Raw genomic sequence first — 25,886 nt, 5'->3', positions numbered from 1 at the left:
ATGGCTTCAAAAACAAATCTTTCAGTTGTTATCGACATGGGAACCTCAAAAATGGTTGCGCTTGCAGGGCAGGCAACAGCCGAGGGGAAAATGGAAATTTTGGGTACTGCCCAGGTGCCATCGAAAGGCATTAAAAGAGGAATGATTTTTAATCTCGCTGATGCAACGGAGTCCATCACGGCAGTGCTGGAACAGTTGGATGCACAGCTGGAAGACGAAATCACGATTGTTGATGTGGCATACGCCGGAAAGCGCATGCGAACCATCGATTACAAAGCCTCGCGTTTTACCGGCGAAGGCGGCGTGGTAACGAGTCTCGATATTGATGAGCTGTATGATGAAGCTAAAAACCTGAAGATTAAAAATGATTACCGAATTCTGAAAGTAATTCCAACTTCTTTTATCATCGACGATGAAACGGAGGAGCTGAAACCTGTTGGAGCCACAGGGAAAAAGATTGAAGCCCGTTACAAGCTGGTGATTATGCCTGAGCAGGAATACCAGATTCTGACCCGCGTTTTGGAAAGTGTTGGTGTTGAATTGGGTGAAGTTTTCCACTCGTCGCTGGCACTGGCAGAGGCTGCACTTTCAAAACCTGAAAAGGAAATGGGAGGCGTGGTGCTGGATATTGGAGCCGGTACAACCAACCTGGCCATTTACTACGAAAATGCACTGGTGCATACGGCTGTAATTCCGTTTGCCGGAGCTGTTATTACCAACGATTTAAAAGTGGGTTGTTCCACATTTCTTGAAAAAGCAGAGTTGCTAAAAGTGCGTTACGGACAAGCTTTGGGCGATCAGATTAAAACGGAGGATACGGTTACTATAGCCAAAAATAATGGCTGGGAACCAAAAGAAATTACCATCCGAAGTCTCGCCTACATAATACAGGCGCGTTTGGAAGAGATTGTGGATTGTGTGGTAACTGAGATTGAAAGATCCGGAGTTGCCGACCGTTTGGGAACCGGAATTGTTCTCTCCGGAGGTACCTCAAATCTGGGGCACATTATTACGCTGGTTAAATTTCACACGGGTTTGGATGCGCGCAGAGCACATCCGGTAATTCTTCCGGCAAATCGTAGGGAAGAAGCAAAAAATCCGGCATTCTTAACCGCATTGGGAGCCTTGAAACTTTCCATTTCGCAAAATGTTGGAGAAGAAAGAATATTGCCCGAGCCAAAAGTACACCGCAGTGGACGTGGTTTAATGACCAACGTTAAAGGAGCTTTGCAAAGTGCGATCAACTTTTTTGGCGACGACAACGAAGACCTTGAATTCAATTAAAACAAAAAGATATGACCGAAGAATTAGCAAATTTTCAATTTCCGAAGGCAGCATCATCAATTATTAAGGTAATTGGAGTTGGCGGTGGTGGTTGCAACGCGGTCAATCACATGTTCGAAGAGGGAATAAAGGGTGTTGATTATATCATCTGTAATACCGATTCGCAAGCCATGGACAATAGTCCTGTGCCGATTAAAATTCAGCTTGGAACCACATTAACCGAAGGGCGCGGCGCCGGAAATAAACCCGAACGAGGAGCCGAAGCCGCCCGCGAAAATTACGAAGACTTGAAACAGGTGCTGGGTGATAATACCAAAATGTTGTTTATCGCGGCAGGAATGGGTGGCGGAACCGGAACCGGAGCTGCTCCCGTAATTGCAAGTCTGGCCCGTGAACTCGACATTTTAACCATTGCGGTGGTTACCATTCCGTCGCCGGCCGAAGGAAACAAACGCCGTGCGCAAGCACAGGAAGGCATTGATAAAATGGCCGAATTTGTCGACAGTATGTTGGTGATCAGTAACGACAGATTGCATCATATTTACGGCGACCTGCCGGCAAGTCAGGCGTTTAAAATGGCCGACAACATTGTGGCAACTGCCGTTAAAGGAGTTGCCGAAATTATTACCGTTCACGGAAATGTAAACATCGACTACACCGATGTGGAAACAGTGATGCAAAAGAGCGAAGTGTTCATTATGGGAACCGGTTTTGCAACGGGCGAAGGCCGTGCCATGGACGCTGTAAATGCCGCGCTGGAATCGCCATTATTGGATAGTAACGATATTTTCGGAACAAAAAATATACTGCTGAATATTATCTCCGGAAGTGAGGAGATAAGGATTGGAGAGATTGGTGAAATTATTGAATCGCTACAGGAAAAAGCTGGTCAGGATGCCGATATCATCTGGGGGAATGGCTACGACGAGCGTTTGGGCGACAAAATTAGTGTGACCATTTTGGCCACCGGTTTTGACATCAATCCGAACAAAGAACTGCAACCTGAAAAAGAGGTGCAAAACTTTAATCTCGACGACGATTTGGAAGAACCTGTAAACGAACAGGAGCCGATAAACGAGGCAGTAGAGTCAATTACATCTGATTTATACGAAGAAAAACCATACGAGCCAGAGCCGGAAGAGGAAGAAACGATAATGTTTGTTCCTCCGCAACCAAAACCAAAAGCCAAGCCAAAATCTAAATCCACGGGTTTTGGCTGGAAGTCAAAAGAAAAGACCAAAACCAGGGAAAAGGCCGAGAAAAAGAAAGACGAGCCTGTTACCGAATCGAACATCGATAACTGGTTTTATAAAAATTTTGGCAGCAAGATTTTTAATGATGGTGATGAAGATCAACCTCTTGATTAGTAACGACAAAACAAGGTGAAGAAAATGGAAGATATGGCTGATTTTGTAATGGAAAAAACTCCTGGTGCCGCGATAAAGGTAATAGGTGTTGGTGGCGGTGGCGGCAATGCCGTAAACCATATGTTTAAGCACGGAATTCGCGATGTGGATTTTGTAATCTGCAACACCGATGCGCAGGCTATGGAGGCAAGTGCTATCCGAACCCGGGTGCAGCTCGGGGCGTCGTTAACCGAAGGACGCGGAGCCGGTAATAAACCGGAAGTGGGCAGGCAGGCGGCTATTGAAAACATCGAGGATGTAAAAAAGACCTTGTCGGAAAATACAAAAATGGTATTTGTAACTGCCGGTATGGGCGGCGGAACCGGAACCGGAGCCGCTCCTGTTATTGCGCAGTGCTGTAAAGAGCAGGGATATTTAACTGTGGCCATTGTTACCATTCCGTTCCGAAATGAAGGAAAAAGACGCATAAAACAAGCTTACGAGGGAATAAAAGAACTGGCAACTTATGTCGATTCGTTGCTGGTGATCAACAATGAACGGATTCGCGAGATGTTTGGCGATTTTGGAATTTCCGAAGCTTTTGCCAAAGCCGATAATGTTCTATCCACCGCAGCCAAAGGAATTGCCGAAATTATTACCGTTCCCGGATATATAAATGTTGACTTTGCCGATGTTGAAACCGTAATGCGAAAAAGCGGAATGGCAGTTATGGGAACCGGCGTAAGCGACGAAGAGGACCGGGCAGAAGATGCCGTGAGAAAAGCGTTGAACTCGCCACTGTTGAACGACAATGAAATTCGCGGAGCACGAAATATTTTGGTAAACATCAACTCGGGAAATAAAGAGGTTACCATGGATGAAGTGGGTCGAATTACCGATTATGTGCAAAACATGGCTGGTTTTGATGCCGATTTGATTTGGGGAAATGGCACCGATGAAACCTTGGGCGATAAATTGTCGGTAACCGTAATTGCAACCGGGTTTCCAACCAGTATCATTTCTGAGCTGTCAGAGCAAAGCCAGCGAAAAGTAGTTTCGCATACGCTCGAAAAAGAAACGGTATCGGTGACGAAGAATGAACATTTTTCAGAGCAGAAAAACGAGGATAGCAGAAGTCAGTCGACTTTTGAATTTAATGTGGAGAACAAAAGCAAAAACGAAGACGAAGAATTTGAATCGTTATACCCAATAACTTCGCGCGAAAGAAACAGTGCGGAAAAGGAAATTGACGTTAATGATTACGCTAATCTGAGCGACGATGATGTGGACGAGCTGGAAAATGTACCGGCATTTAAACGCCGTAATATTCGCATTAACGATCCAAAATACAAGCGCGACCGTTCGGGATATTCGGTAGATCGCGACAACCGTATTTCAGACAGAAACAGTTATCTTCACGATAACGTAGATTAATAAAAAAAACTAAAAGTTATGGCAATATTTGATCAAATTAATGATGACATAAAAGCGGCTATGAAAGCCCGCGAAAAGGAAAAACTGGAAGCTTTGCGTGGCATTAAAAAGGTAATGCTCGAGGCGCAAACAGCAAAAGGTGCCGGCGATGTTTTGGCCGATGAAGATGCACTGAAAATAATCTCAAAACTGGCCAAACAAGGTTCCGACTCGGCAAATATTTACAAAGAACAGGGCCGCGAAGACCTTTACGAGCAGGAAATGAAACAGGTGGCTATTTTCGAAAGTTATCTGCCTGCAAAAATGTCGGACGAAGATTTAACGGCAGCTGTAAAAGCCGTTATCGAGCAGGTTGGCGCAAGCAGCATGAAAGACATGGGGAAAGTAATGGGAATGGCTTCAAAGAAACTGGCCGGACAGGCCGACGGAAAAGATATTGCCGATAAAGTTAAGGCACTATTAGCATAGCAAACGAAACGTTTAAAGCGAAAAGAAAAGCAGGTTTGTACATACAGACCTGCTTTTTTTATGCTTAATCTTCCAATTGATCCGCTACGTGGTCGAGGTCCGAATATTTATCTTCGTAATCTTGTTTAACCTCGTCTTTTAAGAATCCGTCATCATCGTAATCGTCGTCCTCGTCAACAAGAGCAACGGCTTCGCCTTCGGTCATTCTTAACATGTAATATTTGTCCTCCGTTTCAAATGGTAAAACCGTAATTTTTTGCCCGGTTTTATCAAAAAAATGGATAAGATTTTCAGCAAAACCATCAGCATAAATTAGCTTGATTTGCTCTTGTAAATCCTTGTCAAGTTTGCTGTAATCTTTAATTACTTTCGGTTTAATATCTGCCATTTTTATACCAGTTAAGTGTGTGAAAAATAATTTTTATAAATCAAAAGATTACTGGTTTTAATCTTCGCTACAGTTAGAGTTTAATTCTACATTACACGAACAAATAAATAGGATGGAAACGACATTTGCAATAGCTAAATATTAAATTTTGCAATTTTCATAACTAAACTTTTCGAGTCAAAAAGTTGAATTATTAAGAACGGTTTAACGGACCTTGCTTTTTAGCTCCAGTCAAAGTTTCTTTGGAGGTTTGCGGAGTTAGTAAGTTGCAGATGTTGAGTGTTTTGTGTTTGCGATAGTTTCGGTTTTTATTTCTCGAATGTATTGCTGTTAAAAGTGAAAAAACAGAACTTCATATTTCAAAAATGTGGGAAACGAGAAAAGATCGATTTTAAATAATAAATGGTCGAAAAAATGGGAGAGGGAAAGCCACTGAGAAGTTCGTCAGATTTAAGTTTAGGGCATAAAAAAAGGGAACCCTTTTAAGGCTCCCTTCCATTATATTGAGGTGAAATTATTCTTCCGAAATAATTACTTTTTCAATCTCATCACCTTGGCGGATGTCATCGATTACATCCAATCCTTCGAAAACACGTCCGAAACAAGTATGATGACGATCTAAGTGCTGTGTGTTTTCGCGGTTGTGGCAGATAAAAAACTGCGACCCACCGGTGTTTCTTCCGGCGTGTGCCATCGACAAAACACCTTTATCGTGGTATTGGTTGTTTCCGTCCAATTCGCAATCAATCGAATAGCCTGGTCCGCCAGCTCCGGTTCCGTCCGGGCATCCTCCCTGAATTACAAAATTAGGGATCACACGGTGAAAAGTTAGCCCATCATAAAAACCCGATTCAGCAAGTTTGATAAAATTAGCAACAGTTCCCGGTGCATCTTCTTCGTAAAACTTAACTTTCATTACTCCTTTTGAAGTATGTATTTCAGCTGTTTTCATTCGTTTATATTTCTATTTTTCGAACTCGCATAAGCAATAACCTGTTTTTAAAAAAGGCATTTTGTTATGCTCGTTTCATTCTTAAAAATTTTAATTCGGCACAAATGTAGAAAAAAAGAACAATTTTCATAATGACCAATTGCAAGCCACTGAAAGTAATTGGGTTAGCAAAGCGTTTGAGATGTGCTAAAAGGTTGATGAGTAGCGGTGTTTACCGAGATTGTATAAAAGAAAGAAGGAGACTCAACAGTCTCCTTCCTAAATGTTAACCCCCAAACACACAATATGGGATGAATCCCAAATGCATTACAAATATATGTTTTTCTCCAGCATTAAAAAAGCAATTACAAAATAATTTATTCTTTTATCTAGGAATTTAGATGATTTAATACGTTGCTAATCGAATACATAAAAATTATGTTCTACTTTTCAATTCTGTACCGCATTGTGCCGGATTTTTAGTTCGACTGAAGTATTTCCGGGTGCACCGAAATCCAAAAACCTTAAAAATTTCGAGCAGAATTTATTATCTTGCTTGCTTAAAAGCCAATACTGATTTCAATTTACGATAATGAAGTACCGACTATTTATGCTATGCTTATTGGGAGTTCTGACCGCTTTTTCTGCTTGTGGTCAATATCCTGAAACAGAAAATTCACTCGACAAAAAGGTCAAAGCTTTTCTCGAAAAAAACTCCAGCGAATGGCGCGATATGAATGTTCCGCTCACCGACGGAAAAATTCTTTACGATATTATTGTGGAAAATGGCTACACATCAGCCGTTGAAATAGGAACCTCAACCGGGCACTCTGCCATTTGGATTGCCTGGGCATTGAGCAAAACAGGAGGTAAGTTAACTACCATTGAAATCGATAAAACCCGCTATTTACAAGCTAAAGCAAACTTCCGCAAAGCCGGAGTATCAAAATATATCGATGTTAGGCTAGCCGATGCGCACGAGTTAGTGCCGGCATTGGAAGGAGAGTATGATTTTGTTTTCTGCGATGCCGATAAATACTGGTACAAAAACTATTTTATTGCCATGGACCCGAAGTTGAAAAAGGGAGGTTGTTTTACGGCGCACAACACTGCAACACGCGTGAATGGCATTGGTGAATTTTTGCGTTATGTTGAAAACCTGGATACTTACGATACCACTATCGACCGTTCCAGTCGTGCCGGAATATCAAAAAGCTTTAAAAAATAAACTAACTCATATTGCATAATCTGCAAAAGAAATTAGAACGCCGACTTGGCTTATTTCCTGTAACAAATATCGTTATTGCCAATATTATTGGTGCCGGAATTTTTACTACCACCGGCTATTTAATGGGATTTTTACAGAACCCCGGGGTTATGCTCATTTTGTGGGGAATTGGCGGTTTGGTAGCCTTGTGTGGGGCCATTTCGTTTGGTGAGTTGGGAGCCGCTTTTCCCGAAGCCGGTGGCGAATATGTATTTATCTCAAAATTGTACTCGCCAATGTTGGGCTTTTTAAGTGGCTGGCTGTCGCTAATTGTTGGTTTCTCGGCGCCCATTGCGGCATCGGCAATTGGCTTTGCAAAATATTTTACCTGGGCGTTTCCTCAATTACAAAACTGGCTGATGCTAAATGAAACCCTCAGCGTAGATAACTTTAGCCGGTGTATCGCAATTCTGGTTATTCTGGGTTTTAGTTTTATCCATTCAAGGGGGATTGTCTTGGGAGCCCGGGTGCAAAACGCGCTTACTTTATTAAAGATACTCTTGGTAGTAGGATTAATAACCGCCGGATTACTGCTGGGCGATGGAAGTATGCAAAATGTGCGACCGGCAACGCCATTTCAGTTTTCGTTCGATAGCTGGAAAGCTGTTGGGCTTTCGCTAATGTTTATAATGTTTGCCTACAGCGGCTGGAATTCGGCAACCTATATTGGCTCTGAAATAAAAGAACCGCGCAAAGTAATTCCACGTTCTTTACTCATTTCAACCTTAACGGTAACTGTTTTATACATCCTGCTGAACCTGTTTTTTGTTTATGCAGTACCGGCATCGCAAATGCGCAATGAGCCCGAAATTGGTGGTTTGGCAGCCGGGCTGGCTTTTGGCGCAACAGCGGAAACCATTATTTCCTTGCTTATTTCTTTTGCACTTTTTTCATCATTAAGTGCATTTATCATTTTGGGGCCGCGGGTTTATTATAAAATGGCCAGCGACGGTTTGTTTTTTCAGGCCATTGCCCGAATCAACACAAAACATAAAGTCCCATCGAATGCAATTTTGTTGCAGGCGGCTATTGCAATTGTGTTGGTTTTATCGGGTACTTTCGAGCAGATTTTAACCTACATGGGATTTTCGCTGGGGATATTCCCGATAATTGCCGTGGCCGGTAATATTAAATTACGTCGATCCGGAAATCAGGGATTTCGTTTGCCGGGTTATCCGTATGCGCAGGTATTTTTTATTGTAGTGAGTATGTCTATTCTGGTTCTTGCGTATTTTGAGCGTCCTGTTGAGTCGAGTATTGCTGTTCTGACGGCACTTTCGGGTATTCCGGTTTATTATTGGTTTCAACGAAAAAAAGCTAAACAGACTGAATAGCTTTTAGCATCGATTCAATTTGCTCTTTTGTCTTTTCCTGCAACTGTTTGTGGTCATCATCTAAAATCGGTTCACCATAGCGAATGGTAACGTGAGTAATCGGTTTTCCCAATTGACGGAAAAAGTGCCCTACAAAAGTGTCTTTGTCAATCCAGGCATCGTTTACATCTTTAAAATCAATTGCCATCGGAATAACAGGAATATTTCCATCGGCAGCAATTTTAAAACTCCCGTTTTTAAACTTCTTTGTCAGTGGTCCTTTGTAGGTGGTTCCTTCAGGAAAAAGAATGACCGGAATTCCGCTGTCGACCGACTCTTTTATTTTTTTCATCGTCAGCAGCAGGCTTTTCTGGTTTTTTCGGTCAACAAGAATGGAGTTGGTAACGCGCGCACCCAATGCTACGAAAGGCCATTTTGCAATTTCTGCCTTTCCTACCATCGCTGCGGGTGTCATTGCCGCCACGATAAAAATATCGATGTAACTCCGGTGGTTGGGCATTAGAATATAATTGCCCGATTGCGGAATTTCGTTTTTATCTACTTTTATGCCGCAAACAAAAAGAATGCTTCGTCCCCAGGTGCCGGCCACCCACTGTTGCATACGCCGGCTAAATCCTAAGGTTTTTAGCCAGAACCAGCCGATTATAGTAACGTAGGCGCTCATAAACAGCACTAATAAAAGCCTGATGAAAGCGAGCGGCGAGAATAGAATTATACGAACGATCTTCATTAAACTGCGTCTACTCTGATAAATTATTTAGTCTGAAATTACGAAAATATGATAAATCCAATGTTGGGAATATATTTTTTCTATCTTTTTAATTCATTGAATAAGATGAGAGATGTGAACTATGGTGCTATAGCTGATATGTCTTATATTGGCATATGGTTATAATGGAGTGGTTGTTTTAATCTGACAAAGTGCACGGATATAATTGTAATGCCATAACTTATAATGAGAATACTAATCATGTTAACTTTTTAAGATATGTGGAAAATATTTCATTTCTCTAATTGTTTTCATGTTGCATCTTTATTAGATTTAAGTATCTTAGCATAAAAATTAAATTCCAAATTCAATTAATATGAAAAAACTCTTACTTGTTACAATTGCATTAATTTTTGCAGTGAGTCTTTTTGCTCAAGACAAAGTTAAAAAAGAAAGAATGAAATCTGCCAGCATTTCTGCCGGGCAAACCACTAGCGATTACTATTCGTGGAGTAATGTTACCTATACATGGACCGATATTTCTTCTACTGGAACCGAGGTTACTCTTGATGGTTCGGATGATGATGATTACTATGGTTCTTTCCCGATTGGTTTTAGTTTCCCATTTTATGACAATACATTTACTGAATTTTATTTTGGTACGAATGGTGGAATATATTTTGACGATGAAGAGTTAGATTATGAATATTATGAGTTACCTACTAGTTATGCTTCAGATGATGGTGAAAATTATATTACATCTTTAATTGCATGGCATTGGGCTGATTTGGAAATGGATGACGACGATGGTACAGAAGTTTATTATCAAACATTTCCAGATTACACTATTGTTCAATTTGTAGATTATCAAGATCACGATGATACAGATTATTATGGAACAGCACAGGTTGTACTATATAAAAATGGTAATATTGAAATAAGATATAAATCTATGGATGCAAGTTATTTCGATGAGAATTTTGTTGTAGGAGTACAAAAAGATGGGACAGAAGGTCTTGAAGTTGCATATGATGACGCTGGTTTTTTTAACACTCTTCCTAAAAGTATATTAATTGTTAATAAAGCGAATGCAGAACCTGTTCCATTCTCTATTTATTCAGTTTTTGCATTATTTGCCTTAATAGGAGGTGTAACGGTTTTTAAACTGCGCAAAAGAATTTTTAATATTGTATAAATAAAAACTTGAGAATTACATAATAAATTAATGTCTGGTATATTTTTGTATACCAGACATTTTTGTTTGAGGAAAACAATCTGTTGTGAGTGGCATAATGCAATTAAATGCATACTATTCTAATTTTTCAAAATGAAAGATCTGATTCTTTGATTAAACCTATAGTTGCTTGGATTCTATCTTATGCCGAATTAACAGTACAGTAGTTGAAATAAGTAGTAGGTATTAATTTATAGCAGTTATGGAATAAGGAGTGGAGGCGGAATGTTAATAGATGATAATCGGAGTTGTTTAAATAAATTCACAAGCTTTGGGATATAATAAAAGAAAAAAGAAATACTCAGAAAAAGAACTCAAAAGTATTAATAGAAAAGAGTTAATAGTCAACTTAATGCCTTTAATTAAAGCATTTGGTTTGTGGTTGTTTTTAGTGGGGATTGTTGCAATTGACTATATTAAACTTAGATGGATTTCGATGCTTTTTGTGCACTTTACAACCTATTTAACTTATGGGTTAAGTAAAGTGTTATTTGTTCCGGTTCGATTATTCGGACAAGGAACTTTCAATATCGGAGTATTCGAAGGGAGTTATGATTCTATAATGATTAGCTCTTATCCAATGATAATCGAGTTAGAATGTTCTGCATATCAGGCATATCTTGCCATGGTGGCTTTAATCATCTTTGCCAAATGGGAGTTGAGAAGTAAGATTTTTTGGGGAAGTATTATTTTTGGAATTTTAGCATTTATAAATAGTTTACGTATAGTTTTACTAGGGGTACTTGGTCAAAAATTTCCTGCATTATTTGATTTGATTCATGATTATGTGTGGAACATTCTAATGGTGGTAATACTATGGGGATTATATGAATTTGTTAATAACAGGCTAACCAAAAAACATGAACAGAAAAATTAGGAATATTATTTTTATTTTATTGGGTATTGCATTTTACCTATTGTGGAATTACGGAGGTGATCGTTTTTATGGAAAATTTATTGCCTTTGGAATTGAACATATTGTGTCAAAAAAATCGGATATTACCAGTGCTACTGTAAATTATTTTAAAAGTGACGATCAATATTATATTGCTTATAAATATCCAAAAGGGGAATCAGGTGTTTCAATGGAAAGTTATTTGCCAGTTGTATTGCTTTTTGCATGGCAAATAGCTCTTTTTTTTGATAAAAGGATCAATATGAAAAAAGCATTGTGGTTATTTGCCATAAATTTTCTAATTATCTATTTGTTGCAGATAACTTATCCTTTAGTTATGAGGTCTAAATCAAGCCTAATGTTCATTGGTACGCAGATATTCTCGTTTCTTGTTTTTTTTATAATTCTTAAAGATACGTTTATAATTAGGTTAAAAAGATAACGCAGGTTATGGAATTTTGAGAATAGTCAGAGAGAAATAGTGTGACAATTAAATGAATTTTATCTCTAGGTGCAAAATAGATAGCTGACTTGATAAAACAGAAGAGTTGAAATCGAATTAGTTGTTGACAACGGATAGAGATGGGAATTTAGGGAGCGGATTTTGCTTAAGTTTTTAATAAGTATGTAGAAGCTATTTTAACTTCTTATTGTTCAGGGAGTATATTTGTCGGGTTTTAATGTTCTTTATGTTGCAGATGTACAAGAATTAAGTATTTTTAGCATAGAAATTCCAAATTTTAAATTCAAACAATATGAAAAAACATTTACTTACATTAACGTTTTTATTCCTGTTAATAGTAGTTGCAAATTCGGCAATGGCTCAAACGGGTCTTACAGGGTATTATGATATTCTGAATTGGACTTTAATAGAAAATTCCGGATCAATTATTACATCCAATGCCCCTGATGAAATTACGTTTGTTAGTGGAAACTCCGGATATGAAGATGATACTTATATGACAATTACAGCTCCAAACGATGGCATTGTGTCATTTGAATGGGATTATACTACTGTGGATGGAGCAGAATATGATTACCCGTTCTACATTATTGATGGCGATAAGTATACATTTAGTACATACAACGAATCTGGATCAAATTCGCAATCCGGCACTGAGAGTTTTGTTGTAACTGCTGGTCAAACTTTTGGTTTCGGTGCATCTACAACTGATGGTATAGTTGGTTCTGCTACTATTAAAACTTTCACCTTTTCATTTCCTCCGGGGGAACCTGTTCCGGTTTCTATCTTTTCAATTTTAGCATTATTTGCTTTAATAGGCGGTGTAATAGTTTTTAAACTCCGCAAAAGGATCTTTAATATTGCATAAATAGTATTCAAATACATTAAAAAAAATGTCTGGTATTAAATTATACCGGACATTTTTTTTGGGAATAAATACCTTTCCAGTGAGGATGGTAATATACTGATTGCAGAGCTTATTTTGTAGTGTTTGCCTTAATGGTAAAGAAAAATAAGTTTTTTTATATACTATCTAGCCTTTTAGTTATAGTGTAATCTTTGTTCATAAATTTCTTATAAGATAATAAATGAACAAAAAATCTTTTAGATTTTCTTTTGTTTGTTTTGAAATAAAAAAGGCGATCTTCTTAGATCGCCTTTTGTTGAGGTTCCTGGCGAACCCGAAACTATCCATTTTGAGGTGTTTTGAAACACCTGTAAATCCCCTAAATATGGTATTTAAATCAATAGAAGGGGCGTTTGTGGGGGCGTTTGAGATATTGAATGAAATTTAATAGAATTGAATGTTGATTAATTTAGGTCGCCCAGCGGTCGCCCTAATTAAAAATATTGCTTATCTTTGGTATGTGTTTAAATGATAAAATTATAAGCAATGGCAACCATCGCATATTTTCTAAAAAGCGAACGCAATCCATCTAATATTTATTTAAAACTTTCAGTTAAGCGAGGAGTCGAACTAAAACGGAAATCTGGTTATGTTATCGATCCTGGTAAATGGAATACAGATAATAAGGAAACCGATAAGCAAAGGAAAAATCGGGAAGCGAAAGGGAAGAAGTATTCCATCATAGGTAAAACTGGTTTTCCCAAAGTGGCCCGAACTGTTGAAGATAAACAGGAGGCGATGAGGGATAACCTAAAAAATCTCTCCGATTCGGTAATTGAAAGTTATAACGAAGCCGTAAAAGAGGGAGTAACTGTTAATGGTGAGTGGCTCCAGGAGCAGATTGACAAACACCATGGGAAGGTTGAGGTAGTTGATGTTGACAGTCTCGTGTATCAAATTCAGGCTTATGTGGATTTCCTTCCTCGAAAGAAACTTAATAATGGGAAAGTTGGAGCAAGTGCCGGGACAATCCAAAAACAGAAATCTTTAAAGACAAAGATTGAACAATACCAGGCGTATGTAGGGAAGAAATTTAAAGTTTCCGATATTTCCCCGAAGTGGGTGGAAGCTTTTGAGAAATACTTATTTGAGGTGGATAAGCTGAATCCCAATACGTCCGGCCGGTATGTGAAGCATTTAAAAACTGTTTGTCGTTTTGCCAGTAGCAATGAAGTGCTTACACATAAAAACTTTCATGCAATTCGGGGGTATAGCGTTAAACGAGATGTAATCTATCTGACTTTTGAAGAACTTGATAAAATAGAGGGAAAGACATTTGAACGTGAAGCATTGAATAATGCTAAAGACTGGTTGATAATTGGATGCTATATTGGACAACGTGTTAGTGATTTGTTGAACCTAACGCATAAGAACCTTACAACAGTATCGGGAATGGAAATGATTAGCCTTAAACAACAAAAAACCGGAAAGCAAGTAATGATACCGGTCCATGAAAAAGTGAAAGCGATTTTAAAAAAGAACAATGGTAAGTTTCCAAAGAAAATAGCAGATCAGAAATTCAATAAACACATTAAAGATGTTTGCGAAATTGCCGGTATCGATGAGGCAACCTACGGAGGGAAGATGGTAAAGGATAAAGAAACCAAAATAACACGGAAGCAGTTTGGAATGTTTCCGAAGCATGAATTGGTTTCTTCTCACATTTGTAGGCGCTCTTTTGCATCAAACTTTTATGGTGAGATTCCTACTTCTCTACTTAAGGATATAACGGCACATTCAACGGAACAACAATTTTTAGCCTATATCGGTAAGAGTAGTTCTGATAGTGCACTGCAGGTCGCTGAATATTGGAGTAAACAAGCTGCCAATAAAAAGAAAGAGCCTCAAATGACAGTATTAGGAAAAGCGAATTAATTACATAACTAACCAAACAAGTGATCATGAAAACTATTACCAAACTTATTTTAATCGTTGTTCTAATCTTTGCAACATTTGCCTGCAGTACACAAAAGAAGATAGCAAAGAAGAATGAGAAACTCGAAATAATCATCCAGCGTGAAGCAATATACTACGATGTAGACTTCAAGAGCATTACTTCCGGAAACCTGTCGAAACAGTATAAAGACAATATCATCGAAACAGTAATGAAGATAGCCCCGGATGAAATAAAGAAGGATATTTCCGAATTTATGAATCTTTATGAAGGTCCAGAGTTAACAGATCCTCCGCAATATTTAGTTGATGAGATTTATGATTCTGTCAGGCGAGAGAGAAGTTCCAGGTGGGCCGATGCGCTTTATGCTTTTGGTGAAGGAGCACAGGGATATACGGCGATCAAAACGCAATGGCTTCAAATAAGATTCGGAACAAGCGCGAGGTGCTTTATTTGAAGCTAAAGGAAATTGACAGTCAGAATAATGCAGCACAGGATGTTTGGGAGCGCTATTTCCTTGAAGATTTACAAAAATTTGTTGCGTTAAAAATGGCAATCCAAAAAGAAGGATGGGGGAAGTTTAACGATGAGGTTGAGTATATCTCAATGTAAGAACAAATCTGATTATTACTGTTGATGTTTATTAATGCGAGAAGAAAGAATGCATAGTTGTTAATTACCTGGTGGACATCGTGTTTATAACATTCATTTTAAAAGGTTGTAGTTCATTACAACCTTTAATACTTTTAAGGATTATGAAAACAGTATCACACGATGAGGAGTTAAAGACCGTTCTTGCACAACAGTTTAAAGAGTTACGTTTAAAGAATAAGCTAACTCAATCGCAATTAGCCGACCGCTTAGGTGTAGAAAAAGGACAAGTATCAAGAATAGAAAACGGAAGGTATAACCTTACTCTGGCAAGTATAGATAAAATAGCTGCTGCGCTTGGAGCAAGGGTTAGTTTTGAATTACAACCGAATTAGATCGATGAATTGGAACGAAAAAAGAGCAGATATAATTGATCGTTTGAAACAATTTGATAGCATTGGAACTATATTTTGCTATTTCAAAGGACAGTATCCTGTTGTTGATGACAAAGGAAATAATATCTATGATCCACCTTCAATTTATAAGATTAGAGAAGATTTGAGAGGCTTGTACCAAAATTCTGCAAAGGATAACTTTCGTTGGGAATTTTGTAGCATTCATGTTTATCAGAATACGTTCGATGAGGCATTTCAGGAATTTAGAGTTAAGCAACCTGAGGTAGATAAATCATATTTTATTGAATTGGAATACGATGCAATAAAGAAAAGAGGTTTAAACTGGCAAGCTCATAGGTTATACGATATTTGCGACAAGGATACTTATCAAAGCATTAAATTTTCTTGGAGCAAAAAATTGCAATTCCTTGAAATGTATCATGATTTGGAATTAAATAAAGCCAAACATGAAGTTCTTGCCAAGGCAAATGTAATGTCGGATAATCCGCAAAAGTCAATCTCAAAATTTGATAATCCGCATAATGACATATTTAGAGATGGGTGGAGTTATCATTTATTCTTAGAGATGTATAACCAGTATGTAAAAGACAGTTACGAAGAACCAGTACGAATGTCTTATATCTACTACGTTTTAGAAGATGACGGGAATTGCATCTACCCTAATAAAACCAGATTTGAGAAATTTGTGAGAGGAAACTACCTTGATCAATTTAGTAGAATACAGCAAAAGTATTACTCAAATGACAACATAAAAATGAACGAGCACGAAGATAAACTCAATAGTATTAAGTTAGAATTTAAAAAAAATAATCCTCGCAATAACTGATTATTCCTGAATAAAATTGAATTGAACATTTTTCGAAGAAAGTTTGAATAGCTCTCGAACAGAAGGTCAAAAAAAATACTATTCTATTTGTGAATGACAATTTAAAATCATTCACATGTCTCAACAAAATCAAGAAAGAACAGGTAGTTTAATTGAACGAGCTACAAGACGTATTCAGTTCGTTGATACTACCCCGGAAGAAGCAACTCAGCCAATAATCGATGAAATCCGAAATGGATTCAAAATGCTTCTTACTGAATTCCAGCCACGCCAACCAGAAGAATATGTTACATTAGATGAGGCTGCCAAAAGACTTCACGTCGATAAGTCAACATTACATAATTGGCGAAAGAGAGGTGTCGTTAGAGGCTGGCAGATAGGAAATAGAGTATATCTGAAGTGGTCAGAAGTAGAAGCTTCTATCCAGCCTTTAAAATAATGGTGTCATGAAGTCAATTGATACCTTAAAAAATATCGACGATAGTAATTCTTTTGTAAATGCGCTTCGTGAACAAATAGAGCGTGGAACCGGGAAGTCATTCTTCCAGCTAAAATCAGAATTTGCAGAAGACAAACTATTCTTCACTGCCTTACAGTATGTAAGCGCAACCAAGAAAGCGATTAGTGAAGCAATGGGAATTCCAATTGAAGCTGCCTGTCGTTATAAACGCAATTTTGAAAAGGATGGTTTACTCGTTGAATCGATCGATGAGGTGAAATGTCCCGTAACAAAGCATTCTGCACATCTACTATCGACGAATCCAAGTGAATTCGACAAGCTTCGAAAATCAAAGTTCAAACAATTAAATCTTTTCTAATGTCGAGACCTGAAAGAATAGGATTTAGCTTTTTCCCTGATGATACGGATATTTTCACCGACAGGAAGATAAAGAAATTGCTACGAGAATACGGAGGCGATGGCTTTACCATTTATCATTCGGTTAAATGCGAGGCTTACCGCGATAAAGGTTATTATGTTATTTGGGATGATGATTATTTATTTGATATAGCAGATTTATTTCACATGGATGAGGCTAAGGTAAAAGCTATTATCGAGTACTGCGCAGAGATTGACCTTTTTTGCAAAGAAAAGTTTGGCAATGGTATTTTAACCAGTAGAGGCATTCAGAAACGTTGGTTAACAATGACCCAAACATCGAAACGTAAAGTTAAAGAGATTCTGCCGGAATATCTGGTGAATGGTGTTATTGAAGAAAAAAGCGGAGTTTCTTCGGAAGAAACAAAAGTTTCTTTGGAAGAAACTGTCGAAAACTCAGAGGAAAGTGCGCAAAGAAAAGAAAGGAAAGGAAAGGAAGTAAATGAAAGAAATCTCTTTCCCAGAGAGAAATATTTTAATGAAATATTAGAGCTCTTTTATTTTAAAAATTACAATCAACCCTGGGATGTGGCCGAAACTTTTTTCAATCATTATGAGAAAACCGGATGGAATGATGCTAACGGAAGACCAATTAAAGACATTAAGGCCGCAGCCCGAAACTGGAACAATCATACCACGAAGGGCAAAAACAGTTCCGATGATATTTTAAAGAACTGGCAAATAGCCTTTCATATTATCAAAAGCAAATCGAAGGATTATCACTTATTCCTATACTCCGGCATCATATTTCGACAAGCCGACAGATTTATGGTGTTTAAAATGTCTGAACATGTTCGTGCTCAAATAGAAGGGAATAAACCCCTCGTAGCCGCATTTAATAACGCATTTGGTATCGCATTTAGTAAAAATCAGAAATATACAATCGAGACCAATAAAGCAATTGCAACAGCATGAGGGCAACTAAAATACATATCATTAAAAGTAACGTCGAAGTTCCTATCGCGGACATTTACGATTACACGATTAAACAAATGGTGTTAAACACTTTCAATCGATTTCAGATGGATGCACTTCACCAGATACTGAATGATATTGATTGGGTAAAAACAGCGATTGACTCCTATAATATGGCAGAACGATTAAAACTTTATAACATCATGCTCCATGATATGAAAGACGGACTCAATCCGCACCCTTTACTCTGGTCCTCTGCCCTCTTTTATTTTGCGCAATCAGGCATTGATACAGCATCGATGAAGCAAATAATAAATACGAGCAAAGCATTAAAAAACGAATTAAAAGAATCTGAATTATGGAAATTACTTTGGAACTAAATAGGATCGATACAAACAATAACTCGATGTCATACCTCTACCAAGGTACCATTGAGCGTCTGGTACATGGAGGCTATTTCTCGCCGGAGCAGGGAGATCATATCCTTTTCGAATTGAGTAAACTCCAAAGAATTAAAAATCAAGTTACAGCAATGGCAGAGGAGCGTTTGCAGTACTTCTGTGATCGACTCCTAAGCGAACTCAAAAGTGGGAATTGCCCAATGATTCCGATGGCTCTGTCAATGATCTTTTACAACCTAACTCAAATGGGCGCTGACACCCAGCGATTAAGAGATTTTCTCGACGAATGCGAAGAATTGCAACAAGTAATAGAAAAAACAATAAATGCCGGTTAAATGGATTTAACAGCGAAACAGGAATTATTTGCTCAGGCAGTTGCCAAAGGGAAAACCTATGCCGATGCTTACCGTGAAGCTTATCCATCCTCAAAAAAGTGGAAGAATGAAGCTGTTTGGGTTAAATCATCTGAATTAATGACTAATGGTAAGGTTCTGGTAAGGGTGAAAGAAATTCAGGAAGAAATCCAGGAAAGAAACAAAGTTGTACTGAATGAGGTTCTGCAGGAAATGGCTCGATGGCTCCGGTTTAACATCAAATCGATAATGAAGGAAGATGGGGCCATGAAAAGTTTCGAGGAAATGACCGACGATGAAGCTGCTTGTATTGCAAGTTTCGAAGTGGTTGAACTGTTTGAAGGAAAAGGCAAAGACCGAACAATGATCGGTTATCTGAAAAAAGTAAAACTAATCGATAAACGAGCTATTTCCGACCAGTTTATGAAGCACTTTGGAGCCTATCAGGATGCAAAAATGAAAGTGCAGTTTGAAGATTTAAGTCACCTGGAAGATTTATTAAAAGGTATAAAACAATAAGAAGATATTTAGAACAAAAAAAATTATCAAAATGAAAAAGCTTAGAATCTTAAAATCAATTGTGAGAGTTGTTAAAAGCGTATACGGAAGTGCAGATCCTAATCTTTTCGGATCTAACAAAAGGCGAAAAGAGAAAGCGGGACTGGCCGGTGAGTTCAAAGCTTTGTCAGATAACACTCAGAATGAGATTGATACATTAAAAGCATCTAATTCGTTTGAAAGTGCATCTGCAAAATCGGTTATGAAAAAAGCTACCAGAAATGCAAGGCAGTATCAAACCAGGGCATTAAACACGATGGGAGCTAATGCTTCGGCAGAAGCAATCGTTGCGTCGCAGGGTGCCGTTACCGAAGGATTGGGTGCCGCTGCCGGTCAAATTGCTGCCGGAGCAGAAGCCAACAAAATTAATCAGGTAAATGCCTTACAGAATTTACAGCAAAACCAGTTAGGAACTTACGGAAGCATAAAAGCCGACTCAATAAACGAAAGAGGCACTGGGTGGCAATCATTCTTTGATAATTTAGATGGAATTGGAAAGATAATATCCGGAGCGGGAAGTCTTATTAGTCCCCCAGTTGAATAGTCTCCATGTTTTGACATTATTATTTATTTGATTTATGTACAAAACCAGATTGGAGCTTTCAGAGTCATAAAAGCCAATTCAATTAACGAACGTGGTTCAGGATGGAAAAGCTTTTTCAACCGTCTCGAATCGGAGGGACCACTTGTTTCGGGTGTTGCACAAACAAAAATGAATTAACTAAAATATAAATCGTCAAAGCGCAGGGGGAACGTTCTTGAGTTTTATAAATTGAGTGGTTTGGGTATTTCCGAAGCACTTCTTTTATACAGAGGTCGGAATTCTACAAGATGTACTTAGAATACACTTACAGATATAGGAATCTTTAATTAGCGGGAATCCGATCTTATTTGTATGGGTTTTTGTAATTTTGAGAGGACATGAAAACAGATAAAAACAATAGGCACAATTCACAACCTTCATGCACGAACAAATCAGGGTTATCACCGAAAATGCAGCGTTTTTTTGAGAAAGTGAAAAAGATCAACCAGAATACAATCAGCAATCTGCACAGACTAAATTAAGCAATTAATTTCCGTTCTGACCTATCACCAGCCAGTGCGAATTCACTGTGCCTTAATTCCCGGAAATCCGAGATAAATCTGTAAATTTATGCAATGACAGAGCGAGAGGAAAAAAGAGAGCGATTGAAGGCAACGATTCACAGGTTCGTAGAAAAGAAGGCGGATGAAACCGGTAAAACAAAACTGGAGATTCTTAAAGCAATTCGCCTGGGATTACGGATGAGAATACCGGGAGTGAATTAATAAATCATTACTAAGCAACTACTCAAAACCACTAATGAACGAAATTGTAAAGTTTAAGGGGAAGAATGTTTCATGGGTTAAAAACCTTAACCTGTTGAACAAGGAAAGAAATATTTACATAATGGACAATCATGTTGCAGCTGTATGGTGCTGGTTGCAAGAGATTGAGCTAAATAAAAAGTATAACATTTTACATGTTGATGCGCATTACGACACTATGTCAAGCCGTCTTGATACCTGGTTGGAATATTTGCCAAATAACCTTAAAGAACTTGATATAACTGAACTTCTGGCTTTAAAATTTTATGACAGAGATTTTATAGATGGTTATGAAATAATGCGATGGGATAATTATTTCCCAATTTTTCACAGACTATACGGTAAAAACATCAATTCTTATCACTTTTTCACGCACAAAGGAGGTACGCTATTTGGAGAGATGGAAGATAAACTGGATGAACATCCAATTCCAGGACTTTTTAATCTTATTGACTACTTATTTGAGGAAAGAACGTCAGGCCCTTATGAGTGGATCGTCAATATTGACTTGGATTACTTTTTTCAAAAAATTGATGATACGGATATTACGCTGAAATTTATATCAGATGAGGCCATTGATTTCTTTTTGGAGAAACTTAATACCTATTTAGCAAACAATAAAATAAAGGTTGTAACAATTGCGTTAAGTCCGGAATGTTGTGGAGGTTGGGAAAACTCGTTAGGATTAATGAAGTTTTTCGCAGAAAGACTTAGAATAGAATTTAACCTTTGAATCCATCAAAACAACAATTTCGAAAATATACAACGCTGTTTAAACGAAGTGGAACACTTTACTTTCATAAATGGGTCGAAATGGGAGGTGATTTTATTACGAAATTATTGATGACACTAAACTCTTTTAATTATGACAACACCTAAGCAGAAAAAAACTATCAATGTTATTGAAATACAAAATAAAACATGGTTGTCAGAAAAAGAAGCTGTTGTATACACTGGTTTTAACAGGGACCAATTGCGGAATTACAGGAATAACGGAACAAAAATAGCCGGAACACTCCCCTATGTATGTATTGGTGGAAAATTCATCAGATACAACCGAAACGAAGTTGATAAGTGGTTAATGAAACATAGAGTTCCAAGGGAGTGATTTTGATGAATTATAATTGCGCTTATTCGATCTGTTCTAACAGGTTTTCAAGGTCCTTTTTAGAGTTGATCGTGTAACTTATTTCATTGTATACCACAATCCCAAAAAGACTGCTCCCATTAGACGTAAATAATTTCCAGATTGGTACATTCAAGGCATTTGCTACTTTCTTGATATTGTCAAGAGTAGGATTCCCGTTGAGAATTCGGTAGAGGTTCTCTCTCGATATTCCCATACGTTTAGCCAGTTGTTGTTTTGTCAGGCCTTGTTCTTTAAGTATCATGTTAACATTTTCCATAACATCATTTTAATCATTATGACTTTCTAAAATAAAGGTAATGTAAATCTTTATATTCTCAAAATTGGCAGAATGTTAATATATTGCTTGTTATTTTTTTAATTTTTTATTACTCTTTAATTGTTAATTTAAATATTCTCATTTATATTTGATGTGAATAAATGTATTAACGTTTCATTTTAAAACAAATCTAATAATGGCAGAAATAATTGAACTCACAATTAATGTGAAAGGAGAAAATCAGGAGGTTAAAGTAAGTGGTAATGTTTTAGAAATTGGAGGAACAAAACTAAACCTTGAAAGTCTGGTAAGTATGAAATGGACATTTAGCGATATTTGTCAATGCTTAAAAGAACAGAATAAATGTTACTCCGCTTTATTGGCCGCAGCCGTAAGTGGTGAAGATATTAGCAAAGTGGAGATGATGAAGACTTTAGACGTTAGTATTCTGCATGAAGCAGTTTGGGATTTAGACAAATTGGAAAAATAAAGCATTGGACTATCATGGTGCTTTATTTTTAAGGAATTGCAACTTATAAAAGATTTAATTATGGAAAGAGATTTTGAAGAACATTTTAAGAAGAAATTTCCGCATGAATGTGTGGGATGCCAGTTTTTAACGAGAACGAAAGAAGAAATTGAACTGAATTTGATTCAAACAAAAGTATGGCTAACGGTTGAAGAGGCCGCAAAATATGCTGGATTGAGCAGAAGAAATTTAGATCGATATAGAATAGAAGGAACGAGCTTTACGAACAAGACATTGCCGTTTTCAAAATTAGGTGCTGTGATTCGTATAAAGAGAACAGATATTGACAAATATTTTATGATGCACCGGGTTGAATCGGATTTATTTTAGAGTGATTATTTCAATTCATTTAAACATAAAAATTTGTTACTTTGGTTAATTGGTCACTCGGCCAATGTGTGTTTGGGGGTTAACATTAGTAAAGACCGGCTGTAGAGCTGGTCTTTTTTTCTGGCTCTTGTCTAACCTACCTTAGTCAATCACGTATAATAAAACGCCGCTAAAACCTACACAACAGATAAGTACGTCACGTAATGGCGAAGCCTGGTAATTAATATCGGGCTTTGTTATATCTTTGAACAACGCTATAAAAAAACATCCCTGGATTAACAGGGATGCTCAATCATCTAATTTAACTAAGTCTGAAACTGCCATGAAAACAATAATGTTTAGTACACTGTCCCTGTACTAATTAATTGTACGAGCAGTTATGTAGAATTGTTATAAATAAGATTATGATATTTCACGGAGGTACGAACATATTAAAAGCTATCCAGGTGGAAGCCGAGACTATTTCTGAAAAACAAGGCTTAACAACTACTTATGTAATCATCCACGAAGATGATGTGCCGGTACTGGTCCGGGAAATGGTTGCAGCCGGCATGATGCCGAAAGGTGGCCAGACTGAAAAATTAGTTGTTGACAGTTCTCTGGTTATTCGAACTCGTGATATACGGAAGGGTAGTGTTGCTGTTTTAGGCCGTTGAAAACAAACTCAACTCTGATGCTATGTGGTAGATCCTCATTTGATATACTCACCAGTTATGATAACTGTAAAAAAAACTAACTATATTTAGAATCCTTTAATAACATACATTGCTAATCTGGATGAACACTACAAAATCATTTTATTTAAAACGCACACTACTTCTTATAGGTCTTGCTTTCATCTTTTTTAACGATTTGGCCGCAGTTAATTCGTCTCAAACTTGTTTATGCAAAATTTCAGAATCAAATGTAAGTACATCCAATTTGTCATTCAATATGATTTGGAGCTACTTAGTGGTTTTGTTGGGGCCGGGTGTTGCGCTTTATGCTGTTATAGCAGCAAGGCCACTATTAAAAAGAAAATTAATTGAAAACCACGTAACTCAAAGAATCGATCAGATTCATAAATCGAACCTGGATGTTAGAAAATATTGTCAAAAACTCATAAGTGATTATACACCGGAAGTTCATAACTTCAACAGGCTCAGTAAAGAAGATGTAAACAATCTTGCCAATGCGCTTGAAAAAGGATACTTAATTGCTCAAGACAGTAGTACAGAAGTTGCGACCTTGATGTATTACTTAAGAAGTACAGTAAGGCAATATGCAAGAAGATTTGACTATTATGATAAAACATTTAATGTTTTCGCATCTGACATACTTGTATTTGTAGTAAACAGCTTAGGCAAAGTTGTACAGTATTCTTCTCAGGTAGTTCCTGTTCCTGTGAAAACAGAAATAAAAAGTTTTAGAGTCGTTACAAAGCCTATAAAGCGATTCGTCAGTGATGGGGAAATGACGAAATTCAAAGATTTTAGGTTTGGTGTCAACTATGACAAGGATTCAATGCTGTGTTTGTTTTATACTGATATGGTTAATGCAACCTCGATGCCTTATTTGAAAGAGTGTGCTGGAGCTGTTGTAAAAACCACTAAGTCAATTGCAAAGCTTTTGTATTTTAGAAAACTCTATGCTCCGTTATTACTGGAGCACAATAAATTTAAAGATGATCCTTTTTTTAAAAGAGTGCTTACTTTAGTGGGGTTCGACGAGTATACAAAATATAATATGGGAGAAAAGGTGTCTTCAGAAACAGTTGTTTTGTATTATTCAAATTTAACCTCAAGGAGCCATAAACCTAAATTAACAAAAGAAAGTTTCGCAAATTATTTATCAGACTCTTGGTTGGATATAAAACGAAATGATTTACCCAAGCCATTAAAGTTTGAATACGTTACCGATGAAATGATTAAAGTTGAGTATGAGAGAAATTCTCTAAAACAGCCATTTCTGATTCACAAAAGGAGCATAAAGAAAAAGCTGAAAAGCTGAAGATAGATAATTTTGAATTTATTAAATTCTACAAAGCTTACCAGGTTTGTTTATCTGTAACTGGAAATGTTTCTTATGCCATAGTTATTTTGAAGCAGTATACAATCAATTAATCTCTTAATACAATGAACGACAATCTTACTCAAGAGCAAGCTGTAAAAATGAATCTTATTATAGCAATATTAAAGAATTCAGATCAACAATACCCTGGCAATACTTTAGGCGCAGATCAATTTTACAAAGCTTTGAAAATTTCTGAAGAAAGAACAGAGCATTTGCTTAGAGGTATTATTTCGCAAACTTATGAAGGTGCACCAATTGTTAATTTCCATGAAACCGATTTTGGAATAAAAATTAGAATGAATGATTTTACAAATGATTTCTTAAGAGCTGGAGGTTTCATGCAAGTGTACGAGGAGGAACAAACGGAAATGGAATATATTTCAGGTAAACAAAAAAAGGAGGATGAAGCTCTGGATATTCAAATAAAACAGTTTACTCTTAGTAAGAATCAGTTCATATTAGCCTTAATTGTTGCAATTTCTGGTTGGCTTGCATTTTTTATTAATCTATACCTTCAGTTAAAAGGATTAATTTAACTTTTTTCTGGAAGGAGACTTTTGCTGTTTTGGTAGATGAGGCATTTATTTATAGATTATTCGTTTTGTTGACTGGCAAATTGGTTGATGTTCTCAAATACTTAGTTAATATTCCGGGACTCATGTTTTCATACCACCATTAATTCTCGTATTTAATGAAATTATGTTTATTAATTAATATTTTCTAAATTTGAA

General features: G+C 37.2%; 34 protein-coding genes. 30 read left to right on the top strand and 4 right to left on the bottom strand.

The window, feature by feature from the left end:
- Genes ftsA through QZ576_RS13095 form a run of 4 tightly spaced genes read left to right on the top strand, consistent with a single transcriptional unit; the run spans position 1 to position 4,532 of the window.
- On the top strand, positions 1-1,284 hold the full coding sequence (gene ftsA / locus QZ576_RS13110) for a cell division protein FtsA (protein ID WP_297097885.1): 1,284 nt from the start codon (positions 1-3) through the stop codon (positions 1,282-1,284).
- 11 nt (positions 1,285-1,295) lie between these two features.
- Positions 1,296-2,651: a cell division protein FtsZ gene (gene ftsZ / locus QZ576_RS13105; RefSeq protein WP_297097883.1), complete on the top strand. Its 1,356-nt coding sequence runs from the start codon at positions 1,296-1,298 to the stop codon at positions 2,649-2,651.
- A gap of 24 nt (positions 2,652-2,675) precedes the next feature.
- Entirely contained in the window at positions 2,676-4,064 is a 1,389-nt protein-coding gene (gene ftsZ / locus QZ576_RS13100) for a cell division protein FtsZ (protein ID WP_297097907.1), read from the top strand.
- 18 nt (positions 4,065-4,082) lie between these two features.
- Positions 4,083-4,532, top strand: a complete 450-nt coding sequence (locus QZ576_RS13095; RefSeq protein WP_297097881.1) for a GatB/YqeY domain-containing protein — start codon at positions 4,083-4,085, stop codon at positions 4,530-4,532.
- Positions 4,533-4,596: 64 nt separating this feature from the next.
- Here QZ576_RS13095 and QZ576_RS13090 read toward each other — a convergent pair whose 3' ends face one another.
- Together QZ576_RS13090 and QZ576_RS13085 are read right to left on the bottom strand one after the other, a co-directional pair.
- The gene (locus QZ576_RS13090; protein ID WP_297097879.1) at positions 4,597-4,920 is read right to left on the bottom strand and encodes a hypothetical protein; all 324 of its coding nucleotides are present in this window, start codon (positions 4,918-4,920) and stop codon (positions 4,597-4,599) included.
- A gap of 514 nt (positions 4,921-5,434) precedes the next feature.
- The gene (locus QZ576_RS13085; RefSeq protein ID WP_297097878.1) at positions 5,435-5,872 is read right to left on the bottom strand and encodes a peptidylprolyl isomerase; all 438 of its coding nucleotides are present in this window, start codon (positions 5,870-5,872) and stop codon (positions 5,435-5,437) included.
- Between the two features lie 571 nt (positions 5,873-6,443).
- Here QZ576_RS13085 and QZ576_RS13080 point away from each other — a divergent pair.
- Together QZ576_RS13080 and QZ576_RS13075 are read left to right on the top strand one after the other, a co-directional pair.
- Positions 6,444-7,079: an O-methyltransferase gene (locus tag QZ576_RS13080; RefSeq protein ID WP_297097877.1), complete on the top strand. Its 636-nt coding sequence runs from the start codon at positions 6,444-6,446 to the stop codon at positions 7,077-7,079.
- Between the two features lie 11 nt (positions 7,080-7,090).
- A complete protein-coding gene (locus tag QZ576_RS13075; RefSeq protein ID WP_297097875.1) occupies positions 7,091-8,452 on the top strand; it encodes an APC family permease in 1,362 nt (453 codons plus the stop codon).
- Here QZ576_RS13075 and QZ576_RS13070 read toward each other — a convergent pair.
- Positions 8,436-9,182 (bottom strand): 1-acyl-sn-glycerol-3-phosphate acyltransferase, encoded by a 747-nt coding sequence (locus QZ576_RS13070; protein WP_297097873.1) that lies wholly within the window; start codon positions 9,180-9,182, stop codon positions 8,436-8,438. The genes QZ576_RS13075 and QZ576_RS13070 overlap by 17 nt on opposite strands.
- A gap of 355 nt (positions 9,183-9,537) precedes the next feature.
- Between QZ576_RS13070 and QZ576_RS13065 the strand changes: the two genes are divergently transcribed.
- The 19 genes from QZ576_RS13065 (at position 9,538) to QZ576_RS12975 (ending at position 21,946) form a co-directional block, all read left to right on the top strand.
- Positions 9,538-10,356, top strand: a complete 819-nt coding sequence (locus QZ576_RS13065; RefSeq protein WP_297097871.1) for a hypothetical protein — start codon at positions 9,538-9,540, stop codon at positions 10,354-10,356.
- Positions 10,357-10,666: 310 nt separating this feature from the next.
- Entirely contained in the window at positions 10,667-11,272 is a 606-nt protein-coding gene (locus tag QZ576_RS13060; RefSeq protein WP_297097869.1) for an exosortase/archaeosortase family protein, read from the top strand.
- The gene (locus QZ576_RS13055) at positions 11,256-11,732 is read left to right on the top strand and encodes a hypothetical protein (protein WP_297097867.1); all 477 of its coding nucleotides are present in this window, start codon (positions 11,256-11,258) and stop codon (positions 11,730-11,732) included. Before QZ576_RS13060 ends, QZ576_RS13055 begins: the two co-directional genes overlap by 17 nt.
- Positions 11,733-12,045: 313 nt before the next feature.
- On the top strand, positions 12,046-12,621 hold the full coding sequence (locus QZ576_RS13050) for a hypothetical protein (protein WP_297097865.1): 576 nt from the start codon (positions 12,046-12,048) through the stop codon (positions 12,619-12,621).
- Positions 12,622-13,146: 525 nt separating this feature from the next.
- The gene (locus QZ576_RS13045) at positions 13,147-14,535 is read left to right on the top strand and encodes a phage integrase SAM-like domain-containing protein (RefSeq protein ID WP_297097863.1); all 1,389 of its coding nucleotides are present in this window, start codon (positions 13,147-13,149) and stop codon (positions 14,533-14,535) included.
- 26 nt (positions 14,536-14,561) lie between these two features.
- Positions 14,562-15,011: a hypothetical protein gene (locus QZ576_RS13040; protein ID WP_297097861.1), complete on the top strand. Its 450-nt coding sequence runs from the start codon at positions 14,562-14,564 to the stop codon at positions 15,009-15,011.
- Positions 14,966-15,166: a hypothetical protein gene (locus tag QZ576_RS13035; RefSeq protein ID WP_297097859.1), complete on the top strand. Its 201-nt coding sequence runs from the start codon at positions 14,966-14,968 to the stop codon at positions 15,164-15,166. Before QZ576_RS13040 ends, QZ576_RS13035 begins: the two co-directional genes overlap by 46 nt.
- Positions 15,167-15,309: 143 nt before the next feature.
- The gene (locus QZ576_RS13030) at positions 15,310-15,540 is read left to right on the top strand and encodes a helix-turn-helix transcriptional regulator (RefSeq protein ID WP_297097857.1); all 231 of its coding nucleotides are present in this window, start codon (positions 15,310-15,312) and stop codon (positions 15,538-15,540) included.
- Between the two features lie 4 nt (positions 15,541-15,544).
- Positions 15,545-16,387, top strand: a complete 843-nt coding sequence (locus tag QZ576_RS13025) for a hypothetical protein (protein ID WP_297097855.1) — start codon at positions 15,545-15,547, stop codon at positions 16,385-16,387.
- A 115-nt stretch (positions 16,388-16,502) separates the two neighbouring features.
- Positions 16,503-16,826 (top strand): helix-turn-helix domain-containing protein, encoded by a 324-nt coding sequence (locus QZ576_RS13020; RefSeq protein WP_297097853.1) that lies wholly within the window; start codon positions 16,503-16,505, stop codon positions 16,824-16,826.
- Positions 16,827-16,833: 7 nt separating this feature from the next.
- Entirely contained in the window at positions 16,834-17,205 is a 372-nt protein-coding gene (locus QZ576_RS13015; protein ID WP_297097851.1) for a hypothetical protein, read from the top strand.
- Positions 17,205-18,179 (top strand): DUF4373 domain-containing protein, encoded by a 975-nt coding sequence (locus QZ576_RS13010; RefSeq protein WP_297097850.1) that lies wholly within the window; start codon positions 17,205-17,207, stop codon positions 18,177-18,179. Before QZ576_RS13015 ends, QZ576_RS13010 begins: the two co-directional genes overlap by 1 nt.
- A gap of 107 nt (positions 18,180-18,286) precedes the next feature.
- Entirely contained in the window at positions 18,287-18,559 is a 273-nt protein-coding gene (locus tag QZ576_RS13005) for a hypothetical protein (protein WP_297097848.1), read from the top strand.
- Positions 18,560-18,585: 26 nt separating this feature from the next.
- The gene (locus tag QZ576_RS13000) at positions 18,586-18,915 is read left to right on the top strand and encodes a hypothetical protein (RefSeq protein ID WP_297097846.1); all 330 of its coding nucleotides are present in this window, start codon (positions 18,586-18,588) and stop codon (positions 18,913-18,915) included.
- Positions 18,916-19,452 carry a terminase small subunit gene (locus QZ576_RS12995; RefSeq protein ID WP_297097844.1) on the top strand — a complete coding sequence of 179 codons (537 nt, stop codon included), beginning with the start codon at positions 18,916-18,918 and terminating at the stop codon, positions 19,450-19,452.
- 31 nt (positions 19,453-19,483) lie between these two features.
- Positions 19,484-20,035 (top strand): hypothetical protein, encoded by a 552-nt coding sequence (locus tag QZ576_RS12990; RefSeq protein ID WP_297097842.1) that lies wholly within the window; start codon positions 19,484-19,486, stop codon positions 20,033-20,035.
- Positions 20,036-20,062: 27 nt separating this feature from the next.
- A complete protein-coding gene (locus QZ576_RS12985) occupies positions 20,063-20,212 on the top strand; it encodes a hypothetical protein (protein WP_297097841.1) in 150 nt (49 codons plus the stop codon).
- Between the two features lie 621 nt (positions 20,213-20,833).
- Complete coding sequence (locus tag QZ576_RS12980) at positions 20,834-21,571, top strand: UPF0489 family protein (protein WP_297097839.1); 738 nt, start codon at positions 20,834-20,836, stop codon at positions 21,569-21,571.
- Positions 21,572-21,703: 132 nt separating this feature from the next.
- Entirely contained in the window at positions 21,704-21,946 is a 243-nt protein-coding gene (locus QZ576_RS12975) for a helix-turn-helix domain-containing protein (RefSeq protein ID WP_297097837.1), read from the top strand.
- Between the two features lie 22 nt (positions 21,947-21,968).
- Here QZ576_RS12975 and QZ576_RS12970 read toward each other — a convergent pair whose 3' ends face one another.
- Complete coding sequence (locus QZ576_RS12970) at positions 21,969-22,244, bottom strand: helix-turn-helix transcriptional regulator (RefSeq protein ID WP_297097835.1); 276 nt, start codon at positions 22,242-22,244, stop codon at positions 21,969-21,971.
- 196 nt (positions 22,245-22,440) lie between these two features.
- Here QZ576_RS12970 and QZ576_RS12965 point away from each other — a divergent pair, with 196 nt between their 5' ends.
- The 5 genes from QZ576_RS12965 (at position 22,441) to QZ576_RS12945 (ending at position 25,691) form a co-directional block, all read left to right on the top strand.
- A complete protein-coding gene (locus tag QZ576_RS12965) occupies positions 22,441-22,734 on the top strand; it encodes a hypothetical protein (protein WP_297097833.1) in 294 nt (97 codons plus the stop codon).
- A gap of 60 nt (positions 22,735-22,794) precedes the next feature.
- Positions 22,795-23,103: a helix-turn-helix domain-containing protein gene (locus QZ576_RS12960; protein WP_297097831.1), complete on the top strand. Its 309-nt coding sequence runs from the start codon at positions 22,795-22,797 to the stop codon at positions 23,101-23,103.
- Positions 23,104-23,549: 446 nt separating this feature from the next.
- Positions 23,550-23,759 (top strand): hypothetical protein, encoded by a 210-nt coding sequence (locus QZ576_RS12955; RefSeq protein WP_297097829.1) that lies wholly within the window; start codon positions 23,550-23,552, stop codon positions 23,757-23,759.
- Positions 23,760-23,880: 121 nt separating this feature from the next.
- Positions 23,881-25,092 carry a hypothetical protein gene (locus QZ576_RS12950; RefSeq protein ID WP_297097827.1) on the top strand — a complete coding sequence of 404 codons (1,212 nt, stop codon included), beginning with the start codon at positions 23,881-23,883 and terminating at the stop codon, positions 25,090-25,092.
- A 125-nt stretch (positions 25,093-25,217) separates the two neighbouring features.
- Positions 25,218-25,691 (top strand): hypothetical protein, encoded by a 474-nt coding sequence (locus QZ576_RS12945; protein WP_297097826.1) that lies wholly within the window; start codon positions 25,218-25,220, stop codon positions 25,689-25,691.
- Positions 25,692-25,886 lie beyond the last annotated feature (195 nt).

It is taken from the genome of uncultured Draconibacterium sp. (assembly GCF_913060805.1).
Lineage (GTDB): Bacteria > Bacteroidota > Bacteroidia > Bacteroidales > Prolixibacteraceae > Draconibacterium.
This window is presented reverse-complemented; position numbering and strand designations above follow the sequence as displayed.

Excerpts from the sequence above, each read along its gene's own strand:
- ftsA (WP_297097885.1), top strand. The coding sequence starts at position 1 with ATGGCTTCAAAAACAAATCTTTCAGTTGTTATCGACATGGGAACCTCA.
- ftsZ (WP_297097883.1), top strand. The coding sequence starts at position 1,296 with ATGACCGAAGAATTAGCAAATTTTCAATTTCCGAAGGCAGCATCATCA.
- ftsZ (WP_297097907.1), top strand. The coding sequence starts at position 2,676 with ATGGAAGATATGGCTGATTTTGTAATGGAAAAAACTCCTGGTGCCGCG.
- QZ576_RS13095 (WP_297097881.1), top strand. The coding sequence starts at position 4,083 with ATGGCAATATTTGATCAAATTAATGATGACATAAAAGCGGCTATGAAA.
- QZ576_RS13090 (WP_297097879.1), bottom strand. The coding sequence starts at position 4,920 with ATGGCAGATATTAAACCGAAAGTAATTAAAGATTACAGCAAACTTGAC.
- QZ576_RS13085 (WP_297097878.1), bottom strand. The coding sequence starts at position 5,872 with ATGAAAACAGCTGAAATACATACTTCAAAAGGAGTAATGAAAGTTAAG.
- QZ576_RS13080 (WP_297097877.1), top strand. The coding sequence starts at position 6,444 with ATGAAGTACCGACTATTTATGCTATGCTTATTGGGAGTTCTGACCGCT.
- QZ576_RS13070 (WP_297097873.1), bottom strand. The coding sequence starts at position 9,182 with ATGAAGATCGTTCGTATAATTCTATTCTCGCCGCTCGCTTTCATCAGG.
- QZ576_RS13065 (WP_297097871.1), top strand. The coding sequence starts at position 9,538 with ATGAAAAAACTCTTACTTGTTACAATTGCATTAATTTTTGCAGTGAGT.
- QZ576_RS13055 (WP_297097867.1), top strand. The coding sequence starts at position 11,256 with ATGAACAGAAAAATTAGGAATATTATTTTTATTTTATTGGGTATTGCA.
- QZ576_RS13050 (WP_297097865.1), top strand. The coding sequence starts at position 12,046 with ATGAAAAAACATTTACTTACATTAACGTTTTTATTCCTGTTAATAGTA.
- QZ576_RS13045 (WP_297097863.1), top strand. The coding sequence starts at position 13,147 with ATGGCAACCATCGCATATTTTCTAAAAAGCGAACGCAATCCATCTAAT.
- QZ576_RS13040 (WP_297097861.1), top strand. The coding sequence starts at position 14,562 with ATGAAAACTATTACCAAACTTATTTTAATCGTTGTTCTAATCTTTGCA.
- QZ576_RS13035 (WP_297097859.1), top strand. The coding sequence starts at position 14,966 with ATGGCTTCAAATAAGATTCGGAACAAGCGCGAGGTGCTTTATTTGAAG.
- QZ576_RS13030 (WP_297097857.1), top strand. The coding sequence starts at position 15,310 with ATGAAAACAGTATCACACGATGAGGAGTTAAAGACCGTTCTTGCACAA.
- QZ576_RS13025 (WP_297097855.1), top strand. The coding sequence starts at position 15,545 with ATGAATTGGAACGAAAAAAGAGCAGATATAATTGATCGTTTGAAACAA.
- QZ576_RS13020 (WP_297097853.1), top strand. The coding sequence starts at position 16,503 with ATGTCTCAACAAAATCAAGAAAGAACAGGTAGTTTAATTGAACGAGCT.
- QZ576_RS13015 (WP_297097851.1), top strand. The coding sequence starts at position 16,834 with ATGAAGTCAATTGATACCTTAAAAAATATCGACGATAGTAATTCTTTT.
- QZ576_RS13010 (WP_297097850.1), top strand. The coding sequence starts at position 17,205 with ATGTCGAGACCTGAAAGAATAGGATTTAGCTTTTTCCCTGATGATACG.
- QZ576_RS13005 (WP_297097848.1), top strand. The coding sequence starts at position 18,287 with ATGGATGCACTTCACCAGATACTGAATGATATTGATTGGGTAAAAACA.
- QZ576_RS13000 (WP_297097846.1), top strand. The coding sequence starts at position 18,586 with ATGTCATACCTCTACCAAGGTACCATTGAGCGTCTGGTACATGGAGGC.
- QZ576_RS12995 (WP_297097844.1), top strand. The coding sequence starts at position 18,916 with ATGGATTTAACAGCGAAACAGGAATTATTTGCTCAGGCAGTTGCCAAA.
- QZ576_RS12990 (WP_297097842.1), top strand. The coding sequence starts at position 19,484 with ATGAAAAAGCTTAGAATCTTAAAATCAATTGTGAGAGTTGTTAAAAGC.
- QZ576_RS12980 (WP_297097839.1), top strand. The coding sequence starts at position 20,834 with ATGAACGAAATTGTAAAGTTTAAGGGGAAGAATGTTTCATGGGTTAAA.
- QZ576_RS12975 (WP_297097837.1), top strand. The coding sequence starts at position 21,704 with ATGACAACACCTAAGCAGAAAAAAACTATCAATGTTATTGAAATACAA.
- QZ576_RS12970 (WP_297097835.1), bottom strand. The coding sequence starts at position 22,244 with ATGGAAAATGTTAACATGATACTTAAAGAACAAGGCCTGACAAAACAA.
- QZ576_RS12965 (WP_297097833.1), top strand. The coding sequence starts at position 22,441 with ATGGCAGAAATAATTGAACTCACAATTAATGTGAAAGGAGAAAATCAG.
- QZ576_RS12960 (WP_297097831.1), top strand. The coding sequence starts at position 22,795 with ATGGAAAGAGATTTTGAAGAACATTTTAAGAAGAAATTTCCGCATGAA.
- QZ576_RS12950 (WP_297097827.1), top strand. The coding sequence starts at position 23,881 with ATGAACACTACAAAATCATTTTATTTAAAACGCACACTACTTCTTATA.
- QZ576_RS12945 (WP_297097826.1), top strand. The coding sequence starts at position 25,218 with ATGAACGACAATCTTACTCAAGAGCAAGCTGTAAAAATGAATCTTATT.